General features: G+C 39.2%; 12 protein-coding genes. 6 read left to right on the top strand and 6 right to left on the bottom strand.

The features are described from left to right. Positions 1-175: 175 nt before the first annotated feature. From folE2 to RB215_RS02855, 4 genes are all read left to right on the top strand, one after another. Positions 176-1,096 carry a GTP cyclohydrolase FolE2 gene (folE2, locus tag RB215_RS02870; RefSeq protein ID WP_182677157.1) on the top strand — a complete coding sequence of 307 codons (921 nt, stop codon included), beginning with the start codon at positions 176-178 and terminating at the stop codon, positions 1,094-1,096. 115 nt (positions 1,097-1,211) lie between these two features. Then, positions 1,212-1,808 carry a DUF2726 domain-containing protein gene (locus tag RB215_RS02865; protein WP_309216842.1) on the top strand — a complete coding sequence of 199 codons (597 nt, stop codon included), beginning with the start codon at positions 1,212-1,214 and terminating at the stop codon, positions 1,806-1,808. A 107-nt stretch (positions 1,809-1,915) separates the two neighbouring features. Continuing rightward, positions 1,916-2,623, top strand: a complete 708-nt coding sequence (gene mtnN, locus RB215_RS02860; RefSeq protein ID WP_011327248.1) for a 5'-methylthioadenosine/S-adenosylhomocysteine nucleosidase — start codon at positions 1,916-1,918, stop codon at positions 2,621-2,623. Continuing rightward, positions 2,624-3,568, top strand: a complete 945-nt coding sequence (locus RB215_RS02855) for a cobalamin biosynthesis protein (RefSeq protein ID WP_309216841.1) — start codon at positions 2,624-2,626, stop codon at positions 3,566-3,568. A 94-nt stretch (positions 3,569-3,662) separates the two neighbouring features. Here the strand turns inward: RB215_RS02855 and tyrS are convergent, their stop codons facing one another. After that, positions 3,663-4,862, bottom strand: coding sequence for a tyrosine--tRNA ligase (gene tyrS / locus RB215_RS02850; protein WP_011327246.1), 1,200 nt, complete (start codon positions 4,860-4,862; stop codon positions 3,663-3,665). Positions 4,863-5,364: 502 nt separating this feature from the next. Here tyrS and RB215_RS02845 point away from each other — a divergent pair. Next, on the top strand, positions 5,365-6,678 hold the full coding sequence (locus RB215_RS02845) for a peptidoglycan DD-metalloendopeptidase family protein (RefSeq protein ID WP_011327245.1): 1,314 nt from the start codon (positions 5,365-5,367) through the stop codon (positions 6,676-6,678). Positions 6,679-6,772: 94 nt separating this feature from the next. Here the strand turns inward: RB215_RS02845 and RB215_RS02840 are convergent, their stop codons facing one another. The 5 genes from RB215_RS02840 to RB215_RS02820 all read right to left on the bottom strand — a co-directional run bounded on the left by RB215_RS02840 (position 6,773) and on the right by RB215_RS02820 (position 11,266). Beyond that, on the bottom strand, positions 6,773-6,949 hold the full coding sequence (locus RB215_RS02840; protein WP_011327244.1) for a hypothetical protein: 177 nt from the start codon (positions 6,947-6,949) through the stop codon (positions 6,773-6,775). A 26-nt stretch (positions 6,950-6,975) separates the two neighbouring features. Beyond that, positions 6,976-7,953, bottom strand: coding sequence for an aldo/keto reductase (locus tag RB215_RS02835; protein ID WP_309216840.1), 978 nt, complete (start codon positions 7,951-7,953; stop codon positions 6,976-6,978). A 129-nt stretch (positions 7,954-8,082) separates the two neighbouring features. After that, a complete protein-coding gene (locus RB215_RS02830) occupies positions 8,083-9,213 on the bottom strand; it encodes a sodium ion-translocating decarboxylase subunit beta (protein WP_011327242.1) in 1,131 nt (376 codons plus the stop codon). Between the two features lie 13 nt (positions 9,214-9,226). After that, the gene (gene oadA / locus RB215_RS02825; protein ID WP_011327241.1) at positions 9,227-11,008 is read right to left on the bottom strand and encodes a sodium-extruding oxaloacetate decarboxylase subunit alpha; all 1,782 of its coding nucleotides are present in this window, start codon (positions 11,006-11,008) and stop codon (positions 9,227-9,229) included. Positions 11,009-11,020: 12 nt separating this feature from the next. Next, a complete protein-coding gene (locus RB215_RS02820) occupies positions 11,021-11,266 on the bottom strand; it encodes an OadG family protein (protein WP_011327240.1) in 246 nt (81 codons plus the stop codon). Positions 11,267-11,910: 644 nt separating this feature from the next. Here RB215_RS02820 and RB215_RS02815 point away from each other — a divergent pair. Beyond that, positions 11,911-12,081, top strand: a complete 171-nt coding sequence (locus RB215_RS02815; RefSeq protein WP_011327239.1) for a DUF1328 family protein — start codon at positions 11,911-11,913, stop codon at positions 12,079-12,081. Positions 12,082-12,144 lie beyond the last annotated feature (63 nt).

Raw genomic sequence — 12,144 nt, 5'->3', positions numbered from 1 at the left:
AAATTGCATGTTATGGTTAATTTTAGCATTTTCTATCAGCTATTTTCAGGTTGTGCGATAAAAACTCTAATATTTATTGTTTGAATCATTAGCTGGCTACAACTCATCATTCCAGCAATAAATTATTTAGTGTAAAATGCGGCGCTTTATTATTGCTAATAACGAGTAACACACCATGCAAACTAATATGCCCGATATAGCTAACACGGCTCCCGCCTTACAAACTGGTACATTAGACTGGGTGGGAATGGGTGAAATTGAACTGCCATTTATTTTTGAGTCGCATGGCATAACGCCAGTTACTGTTAATGCTAAAGCCCGCGCTTTTGTAAACTTACACAAAGAAGATGCAAAAGGCATTCATATGTCGCGCTTATTTTTAGCGCTCGACACGCTCTCTACTGAGCAGCAAGTTAATCCTCAAACATTGGCTCAAGCGCTCGATTTTTTTATTAGTAGCCACGAAGGCTTAAGTGATAAAGCACTTATAGAATTTAAGTTTGAATTACCACTGCGCCGTAAATCGTTATTAAGCGGCAAGGCTGGCTGGAAAAGCTACCCCGTTATATTAACCAGCACAATTGAACAAGGTGTTATTAATTACGAGCTAAGTGTTGATGTAACCTATTCATCAACTTGCCCATGTTCAGCGGCACTTGCGCGTCAGCTGATACAAAATGCATTTGCCGAAAAATTCAGTCAAGAAACCCTCTGTCAAAAAGAAGCACTAGAATGGCTAGGTACTACGCAAGGTATTGTAGCCACCCCACACTCGCAGCGCTCAATTGCTAATGTAAAAGTAAAGCTCGACAGTAATATTACTCAATTTGACGTAGTTAATTTAATTAACACGATTGAAGATGAATTAAAAACGCCAGTACAAGCGGCAGTGAAACGTGAAGATGAACAAGAGTTTGCCCGCCTAAATGGTCAAAATTTAATGTTTTGTGAAGATGCTGCTCGTAAAATTAAAGCGCTACTAGAAACACAGCAATACAGTGATTACTGGTTACAAATAAATCATTACGAATCGCTGCATGCGCACGACGCACTCGCTATTGCAGTTAAAGGCGTTGCTGGCGGTTATAGAGCTTAAGTTCTTATTTTGCAGTATTCAATATCCATACGGAAACATACTACTTAACTAACTAATTTAGGCACGTTAATTGCTTTACTTAAGCAGTGTCAATTTGTTGTTATGGAGTTACCGTATGGAATTCGCTTTATTATCAATTTTAGTATTAGTTGTTGGGGCCTCTGTTATTGCGTCAAAGTTTAACGATGATGGCGGAAACCCTTACCCTTTTACCCGCAAGCAAAATGTATTTACTCAAGTAGAAAGTGCTTTTTTAAATTTATTAGAACGCGCAGTGGGCGATCAGTATAAAATTGTTAGTCGTGTAAAACTAATCGACGTGATTGATTGCAAACAAGGTTTATCGGCAAAGTCTAAGCGTGCAGCAATGGCTAAAGCTAAAAATAAACAGCTTGATTTTGTGCTAGTCGATAAAGAAAAAATGACCATAGTGGCAGCCGTAGACTTAGTAAACAATGCCAATAAAGATGGCCATAAAGCACAACGCGACTGGTTTGTTAATGGCGCATTAGAGGCCGCTGGCATCCCGCATATTCGTATGAAAGTAAAATCAGGCTATCGCCCAAGTGAAGTACGCGACGCTATTATGTTTAAACTCGGCAAACCTGCGGCTACGCAAACAGCTCGCCCTATTCGTACCCGAGTTCAAAAACCAGCGGTACTATCACCTTCTCAAGCTAAAGCGCACTCTACAGCACTAGCCGAAATTTAACGTAAATAACATAATAAAAAGCGAGCAAAGTAAAACTGCTCGCTTTTTTGTTTTTTAGCGCTAACTTCACGTATAATCAGCGCATTCAAACTCAGGAACTTAACACTATGAATGTTGGTATTATTGGCGCAATGGAGCCAGAAGTTAAAATTTTGCGCGAAGCAATGCAAAATCCACAAACTTTAACTAAAGCTGGTTTTACTTTTTATACCGGTGAATTAGCAGGTAACACAGTAACATTGGTTCAATCTGGTATTGGTAAAGTAGCATCAACTATTGCAACTACATTACTTATTGACAACTTCGCCCCTGATTGCGTAATTAACACCGGCTCTGCCGGCGGCTTTGATCCGTCATTAAATGTGGGCGATGTAGTTATTTCGTCAGAAGTTCGTCATCATGATGTTGATGTAACTGCCTTTGGTTACGAAATAGGTCAAGTACCACAAATGCCAGCAGGTTTTGCAGCACACCCTAAATTAGTGGCTGCCGCAGAGCAAACTATTGCGCAAATTAGTGACGTAAAAACCTTAGTTGGTTTAATTTGTACCGGCGACATATTTATGTGTGACCCAATACGTATTGAAAAAGCCCGTAGCGACTTTCCTACAATGCTTGCAGTAGAAATGGAAGGGGCATCAATTGCGCAAACCTGTCATACACTTAATACACCGTTTGTGGTTATTCGCTCGATGTCAGATATTGCCGGCAAAGAGTCGCCGCAGTCGTTTGAAGAATACCTAGAAACAGCATCAATCAATTCATCTAAAATGGTAGTGGCGTTACTTGAAAAGCTAACGGCAGTTTCACTGTAAATGCTCAGCAATATGGTTCAAAATCACTTGGACTTTATTGTATTTATAATGGCGCTCCTTGCTGAGCGCTTTTTACCACTTGTTAGTTGGTATCATCCTAACACCGCTTTAACGGCTATTTTTAGCGCTATTGGTAAGCGTATTTATAAAGCAGCAGAACCCAATAGCTATCAATATTTAGCCGCAGCCCTTGCCAGTACACTTATTTTAAGTGTGGTACTTATTATTATTGTATTACTACTGGAATTTGCATTTTACCCTGAATTACTCGCCGGGCTTATTTTATATTTATGCCTTGAGAGTAAAGCTATTGATAAAAAAGCACTACGTATTGCTAAGCTTACCAAACAAAACCAAAAATCTGCCGCCCGTGAGCTATTAAAGCCATTAGTAGCCCGAGACGTTACTAAACTCTCTGGTGCAGGCATAATTAAAGCCTTAATAGAGAGCCTAATATTACGTACTGCAAGATATTACTTTGTGGTGATATTTGTTTTTTTAGTACTTGGCCCTATTGCAGCGCTTGCCTATCGATTACTTACTTTAATTGAGCAGGCATGGCGCAGTAACATTAAACCCAACAGCCCTTTTTTAAAGCCGCTTAAAATTACCTTGTTTATTATTGAATTTATTCCTATGCGCTTATTGGCACTGACTATTGCAGCCAGTAAAGCGAGCAAGCTAAGCATGCATTATATAAAGCATTATGGCAGGCACTTTTATCAAACTAATACTGGGTGGCTTTTAAGCACTTGCTCTGCATCATTAGGCGTACAGCTAGGCGGGCCTGCAGTGTATTTTGGCGAACGTTTTAACAAAATGCGTATTGGTACCGAACGCCTCCCTATTGCTGAGGACGTGCCGGTTATTATTAATAGACTAAATCAAGCGCGGGTATTTTGGTTACTGGTCGTTGTTTGCATAGAAATACTAAAAAGTATTTAGCTAAGGGCGAGTGACACACCTATTATTGTGAACACTAAAATATAAGCACAAAAAAACCAGCCGTGGCTGGTTTTTAGTATTTTACTGTTTAGCTTTACGCTACAGTAATATTTGCAAACTTACGCTTACCTACTTGGTAAATAGCCGTACTGCCTTTTGCTATTTCAAGTTTAGTGTCTGTAATTTTATCTTCGCCGTTGAGCTTAACTGCACCTTGCTTAATCATGCGCATTGCTTCTGATGTACTAGCAACTAAGTTAGCTTCTTTAAGCAAGTTAGCAATTAAAATGCTGTCTTGCTCAATGGTTACTGTTAGTTCAGGTATTTCATCCGGCAGAGCTTTTTTCTGAAAGCGCTGAATAAAGTCATCATGAGCTGCTTGTGCATCGGCTTCACTATGAAAGCGCGCAATAAGCTCTTTTGCTAACTCAATTTTAATATCACGAGGATTTGTACCTTGCTCTACACGCTCTTTTTGCGCGTTAATACCAGCAATCGACAGCCCGCTTAATAAGTCGTAGTAACGCCACATTAGCACATCACTAATCGACATTATTTTACCAAACATATCGTTAGGCGCATCGGTAATACCTATATAGTTACCCAACGATTTAGACATTTTTTGCACCCCATCGGTGCCCTCTAATAACGGCGTCATTATTACTGTTTGTGGTTTTTGGCCTTCGTCTTTTTGTAGCTCACGACCCATTAGCAGGTTAAAGCGCTGATCAGTACCACCGAGCTCTACATCAGCCTCAAGTGCAACCGAATCCCAACCTTGTACTAACGGATATAAAAACTCATGAATAGCAATAGACTGGCCACTAGCGTAACGCTTTTTAAAATCATCACGCTCTAACATACGCGCAACGGTTTGGCGTGCTGCAAGTTTGATCATTCCAGCTGCGCCTAAATTTTCCATCCAGGTAGAATTAAATGCGACCGTGGTTTTTGCCGGATCAAGAATTTTAAATACTTGCTCTTTATAAGTCTCAGCATTAGCAAGCACGTCTTCGCGAGTAAGCGGCTTACGCGTTACGTTTTTACCTGTTGGGTCGCCAATCATACCGGTAAAGTCACCAATTAAAAATACAACCTCATGACCTAAGTCCTGAAAGGTTTTCATTTTATTAATAAGTACCGTGTGACCTAAGTGTAAATCAGGCGCGGTTGGATCAAAGCCCGCTTTAATTTTTAGTTTTTTTCCAGATTTTAATTTTTCAACTAACTCATCTTCAATTAATATCTCTTCTGTACCGCGTTTTATCTCTGCAAGAGCGGTTTGTAAATCCACTGTGTGTTACTCCAAAAAATTCTGTTAACGAAGGGGTTAATTATTAATATGCTCGCGGCTTATTACTAGATAAGTAGCACTTTTAGAGTCAATAAACCTATGTAACTAAGATAGCAAATTATTACCTAATTAAAACAACTTTTTAAACGATAGCGTCACTAAATAAGGCAAAGCGGCATAAGTTGCATAAACGAGTAAAGATAACTGTTTGCAACACTTTAAAAACAGCACAAACAGCTGCAGCTTTGGTTTTTAAATTACTAACGTGATGATGCATCATTGTTTTATTATTTTGCTCAAAAATACCGCGGTTTAGCCCTAGTTCTAGATTAATAAAACACCTAGATCATAAGCTGCTTTAATACTAAGATGCCTATAAGCCCTGTGATTTTAGCTTAATTTAGCATTAGTTTAAATCTACAAAATACTAGTATTCGTACATTATTCGTTATATCCTGCAAGATAATCTATTAATTTTCTTGACAGCAGAAAAAGGCACGTTATGGTTCACGTGGTTCACACGCTCCCCAAAAAACACAAATTGCTTATTTTAGGCTTAGTTTCTGCTATTGCTGGCTTAGCTTTTCTCCCTTCTGAAAAAGCCACTGCATCCAAAGACAATAGTGAAAACACGCTAGAAATTGGCAAGCGCTATGAGTTACAAGTTAAAGTTGATGACAACGAAAAATTAACTGCGTTAAACTCAGAGCAAGCAGCAGACAAGCTGCCAGAATACGACTTTGTTGATCACCAAGTAAAAAATGGAGATAACTTAGCTATTATTTTTAAACGTGCTGGCTTTTCAGCTCAAACGTTACATAAATTAATTAACACTAACGCAGAAACTCGCAAACTTACTAAAATTCACCCGGGTGAAACACTAAGTTTTGCCACCGCAAAAGATGGCGATTTAGCACAGCTGCGTTACGTTATTTCAAAAACAGACACTTTATTTGTTACCTTAAACGATGAAGGGCAATACGACACTTCAATCGATAGTAAAGAAATAGAAACACTAACTAAAACAGTAGGCGGCGAAATTTCTAGTAGCTTTTGGACTTCAGCAATAGCTGCAGGTTTAAGCGAGCGCCAAATAATGAACTTTGCCGATATATTTGGTTGGGATGTAGATTTTGCTAACGATATTCGCAAAGGCGATGGGTTTGGTTTAATTTATGAATCTCACTATGTAGACGGTGAGTTTATTGGTACTGGTAAAATTATTGCTGCGGAATTTGTTAACCAAGGCCAGCGCTATGCTGCAATTCGCCACACTGACGGTAGTTTTTATACTCCTGAAGGGCGCAGCATGAAAAAAGCATTTTTACGTGCACCAGTTAGTTTTAAATATATAAGCTCAAGCTTTAACCCGCGACGTTTACACCCAGTAACGGGGCAAGTTAGAGCGCATCGCGGTATAGACTTTGCGGCGCGCACTGGCACGCCGGTAGTTGCCTCAGGTAACGGTAAAGTTATTAAATCGGGTTACAGTAAATATAATGGTAACTATGTATTTATTAGCCATGGCACACAGTACGTAACTAAGTACTTGCACCTTAATAAACGCCTAGTAAAAACAGGGCAAAAAATTAAGCAAGGTGAGCAACTCGGTACTGTTGGCTCTACTGGTCGTGTGACCGGTGCACACTTACACTATGAATTTTTAGTTAATGGTGTTCATCGTAATCCTAAAACCGTTAAATTGCCTAAGTCAGAGCCGCTGCCACGTGCAGAGCTTGCCAAGTTTAAGCCTATTGCTGATAACTTTATTGCCCAGTTAGAGCGCAACCGCGAACTACAGTTAGCACTTAAGTAATATTAAATCATTATTAAAAAAGCCTTTGCTAGGTAACTTGCAAAGGCTTTTTTGTACCTATAATTTTTTTGCCTATGAATAATAGACTGACACACTAATTCATTAATACATAAATTAGCTGTACCACTAACGATACCATTACCAGTGGCCATATATACTTACTGTATTTTTTAGCGCCATCTAAGCCTATTTTACTTTGATACTTTTCTAATAACGGAATTAATATTAACAATGCGACAAACAAGCTAATTAAAATAACGAATATATTCATAGTAATACCTTAAGTGGGGGTCTAAATTAGGGTAACTCGTGCCCTTTGGCGCTGACATATAATGCATACCAATGCTCTCGGGTTAATTCTATATTTACAGCGCTGCACGATGCAGCCAGTCGCTTAGCATTAGTTGTGCCTATTACCGGTTGAATTAACGCCGGATGGCGCAGTAACCAAGCCAATACAATAGCCTCGGCAGACGTGCTATAAAGTGCTGCTAACTTAGCCACTAATATAGCGGTATTAATATCTGCTGGTGATGCATTTTGCAGCTGTTTTCCTGAATATAATCCTTGGCATAAGCTACCCCAGCTTTGAATTTGTATTTCCTGCTCGGTGCAATATTCTATAAAGCCGGGAGTAAAGTTAATGTCTTTGCCATCGCGGTTACCGACATATACCCCCTCATCAACCCAGGCTGATTGCTTTAAGCTTGCTTCAATTTGGTTGGCAACTATGGGCATATCAAGGGCTGTTTGTAAAAACTGTATTTGTTGCTGCGACATATTAGACACCGCAAAATGACGTACTTTGCCACTTTCTTTTAAGCGACTAAATACCTGAGCTACTTCTTCAACTTGTATCAAAGGGTCGGGTCTGTGCAGCATAAGTACATCTAAATAATCAGTATTTAACCGCTTAAGAGAGCCCTCTACTGATTGCTCAATCCATTGCTTTGATAAGTCGTAGCGCTTTGGCCCTTGCTCATCGGCAAAACGAATTCCGCACTTTGACTGGATATAAATTTGCTCTCTCAGCTCTGGGCGCTGCTTAAGGACTTGGCCAAACACCTGCTCAGCTTTACCAAATGTATAAATATCGGCGTGATCAAAAAGATTAATGCCACCGGCTATTGCTGTATCTATACAAACACGTGCCTGCTGGGTATGGGTATGAGTATTAGTTAAGGGGTCTTTATTCCAGCCTCCCCCAAGTCCCATACAACCAAATATGAGCTTGCTAACATTAGGTAAATATTTTGCCAAAGGAGTGTCATGCATGCCGGCTATCCTTAATTAATTACAAGTAGCTTACTGTAACAAAAACAGTCGATAAAAACCTATCCCTATAAATTAAGCATAAAAAAAGCGCAGTAAACTGCGCTAATCGGTTGGATTTTAAAATTGATGTTAGCCAACAAGTGCTAATAAAATACCTGCTGCAACTGCACTGCCTAGTACTCCGGCAACATTTGGCCCCATTGCATGCATAAGTAAAAAGTTATGTGGATTGCTCTCAAGGCCTACTTTATTTACTACGCGCGCCGCCATGGGTACAGCCGATACTCCCGCAGCACCTATTAATGGATTAATCGGCGTTTTAGATATTTTATTTAACCCTTTCGCCATAAATACGCCAGATGCCGTACCAATTGCAAAAGCCAGTGCGCCAAGCACTAAAATACCAATCGTCTCAACAGTTAAAAACTTATCTGCAGCAAGCTTTGAGCCTACAGCTAAACCTAAAAATATAGTTGTAACATTGATGATTTCGTTTTGAGCACTGTTACTTAATCTATCAACAACACCCGACTCTCGCATTAAGTTACCTAAACAAAACATACCTACCAGCGGTATAGCTGCCGGTAAAAACATAGCCGTTAAGCTAAGTACCATTAATGGAAAAATAATTTTCTCTTTTTTAGATACTTTACGCAGCTCTGGCATTTTTATTTGGCGCTCTTCAACCGTGGTTAATGCGCGCATAATTGGCGGCTGAATAATTGGCACTAATGCCATATACGAATAAGCAGCTACCGCAATCGCACCTAACAAGTCGGGTGCCAGTTTAGAGGCTAAAAATATAGCGGTTGGGCCATCAGCTCCACCAATTATCGCAATAGCCGACGCATCTTGCAGGCTAAATTCAAAACCAGGTACATAGTTAAGTAAAATAGCGCCAAACAGTGTAGCAAAAATACCAAACTGTGCAGCCGCACCTAATAGCAACATACGAGGGTTAGCAATTAGCGCACTAAAATCAGTTAACGCGCCTACTCCCATAAATATTAATAGTGGAAAAATACCGGTATCAATACCTACATAATACACATAATGCAGTAAGCCGCCGGGGTCGGATAAACCTGCCACCGGAATATTAGTTAATATTGCACCAAAGCCAATAGGTAATAATAATAGGGGTTCAAATTTTTTGGCTATTGCCAAAAACAATAATAAACAGCCTACCGCAATCATAATCAACGCTGGAAATGTAAAGTTAGCAATGCCTGTCGCATGCCAGAGGTTTAAAATACCATCCATCCTCTATTTACTCCTAAGCTAATGCAATCATAGCGTCGCCGGTAGTTACAGCATCGCCTTCACCAACTAACACTTCAGCAATTGTTCCGGTGTGCGTAGCGCGTATTTCAGTTTCCATTTTCATGGCTTCCATAATAATCACTACATCACCTTCATTCACAACTTGCCCTGCTTTTACCTTTATCTTAAAAATATTACCGGCTAAAGGTGCGTTAAGTGTTTCGCCTGATGCAACCGAAGCAGACTGAGGAATATGTTCTGAGTCTTTTAATGTAACTTCTTTAAGCTCGCCGCCTTGAGCTACAACAACGTCGTAAACTTTACCGTCTACTTTTACGCTGTATTGCTCAGCTTTAACGCTGTTGTTATTTGAAGCTGATTTAGAGGGAGCTTTATTGCTTTTATCTTCAACACAAGGAACTGGCTCAAATGCATCTGGGTTGTTACGGTTTTTAATAAACTTCAAACCAACCTGTGGGAATAATGCATACGTTAGTACGTCATCAATTTGCTCATCAGCAAGAGTTAAACCTTGCTCTTGTACTTCTTTTAATAATTCAGCCTCAAGCGTTGCAAGCTCAGGTGCAATATTATCTGCAGGACGACAAGTAATTACCTCTGCTCCATCAAGCACACGCTCTTGTAGCTCTTTATTCATGGGTGCTGGTGTTAGGCCATATTCACCTTTTAATACGCCAGCTGTTTCTTTAGTAATTGTTTTATAGCGCTCACCCGTTAGTACATTAAGTACCGCTTGAGTGCCTACGATTTGCGACGTTGGTGTAACAAGCGGTAAAAAGCCTAAATCTTCTCGTACACGTGGGATCTCAAGTAAAACTTCATTAAGCTTATCTGCTGCGCCTTGCTCTTTAAGCTGGTTTTCCATGTTAGTTAACATGCCACCAGGTACTTGCGCGAGTAAAATACGGCCATCAACCCCTTTTAAGCTACCTTCAAATGCCGCGTATTTTTTACGTACATCTCTAAAGTAAGCAGCAATTTCTTCAAGGTGATTTAAATCAAGCTCAGTATCACGCTCAGTCCCTTCAACTATCGATACAATAGTTTCAGTTGCGGTGTGTCCGTAAGTCATACTCATAGATGAAATTGCGGTATCGAGCATATCAATGCCTGCATCAATCGCTTTTTGATAAGTCGCAGTACTTAAACCTGTTGTGGCGTGGCACTGCATTGCAATTGGAATAGATACAGTTTCTTTTAGTGCTTTAATTAGTTTTTCAGCATCGTACGGCTTTAATAAACCCGCCATATCTTTAATACAAATTGAATGACAGCCTAAATCTTCCAACTGCTTAGCTAGCGTTAACCACATATCAAGCGTATGAACAGGGCTTACTGTATAAGAAATAGTCCCTTGGGCATGTGCGCCTACTTTTATAGCCGCTTTAATTGCCGTTTCAAGATTACGTACATCGTTCATTGCATCAAATATACGAAATACATCAACGCCATTTTTATGGGCACGCTCTACAAATTTTTCTACTACATCGTCAGCATAATGGCGGTAACCTAATAAATTTTGACCGCGTAATAGCATTTGCTGTTTAGTATTTGGCATCGCTTTTTTTAGTGCGCGAATACGCTCCCAAGGATCTTCACCTAAATAACGAATACACGAATCAAACGTAGCTCCACCCCACGACTCAATAGACCAATAACCTGCATCATCAAGCTTTTTTGCAATCGGTAGCATATCGTCAAGGCGCATACGAGTTGCTAACAATGATTGATGCGCATCACGTAGTACCAGTTCTGTTAATTTTAATTTAGCCATTTAAGTGCTCCTTTAATTATTGTTTGTTTTGTACTGAGCAATGGCAGCACTAATTGCGGCGATGTGCTCATTAGGCACACCTTGTGATTTAAAAGACGGTGTTCTGGCAGGCATTGCAAGCTCAGGCTCTGCAAAGCGAGATACCAGCTTAGACATAACCGTAACGCAGGTAATTAATAATGACAGAAACACAAACACCCCCACCATACCGGTTAGCATTAAGTTGCTTGCTGTTGTAAGTAAAGCAGCGATATCCATTTTCCTCTCCTATAAAACTTATACCGAAATCAAAATAAAAAATCATTTTACGTAAATAATTATTCACCGAATAATAACAAAAAACAGTGTTTTGTCTATAGCCTGTAAATTGGTAAAACCAATTTAAACAAAACTAACATGCTATTAATTAACTTAACACTACAAAAAGGACTAGATACGCGCTATTACATAGATAATAAAAATAGTGAATATAAATAAAAGTTATATAGGCGACCTAAAAACCGTTAATAATGCACTTAAAGTAAAGCGTTAACAGTTCTATTAGCATAAAGTAATTTCACCACTGGCAATTGGTCTTACCAAATATATTTGTTAATTATTCAACCATTTAAATAGCCGCTGTTATTAAGCCCGCTATGCTCGCAAGTCTCGAACTGCAATTTAATAGCTCTTAAACTCCATTCTAAAAATCAATATGCGCTAACTTCTCTTATAAAAAACTAACATCCATAATCACTTGTATCAGTATGAATAAATTACATAGCAAAGCGTAAAACTTACCATTGAGTGCACGCTGAAATAACACAAACAAAAGCAAACCATTGATTTAAAAGCAAAAAAAACAATGGCACGTAACTCGCATCATATCCATTGAGCAAATTTGATAAACCAAGGAGAATACAATGTTACGCTGGACAATCACTTTTTTAGTAATTGCTTTAATTGCTGCAGTGTTAGGTTTTGGTGGTATAGCAGGCGCCGCAGCGGGTATTGCAAAAATTATATTTTTTATATTTTTAATACTTTTAGTTATATCTTTAGTATCGGGTGCCCTACGTGGCAAAAAGCCCTAGGTAACAAACTAAAGTTTTAAACTAATTAAAAATCATTTAAATCAAAATTTACAAGGAATTACA

Source organism: Pseudoalteromonas sp. HL-AS2, from assembly GCF_031198805.1.
In the GTDB taxonomy this organism is placed as follows: domain Bacteria; phylum Pseudomonadota; class Gammaproteobacteria; order Enterobacterales; family Alteromonadaceae; genus Pseudoalteromonas; species Pseudoalteromonas nigrifaciens.
This window is presented reverse-complemented; position numbering and strand designations above follow the sequence as displayed.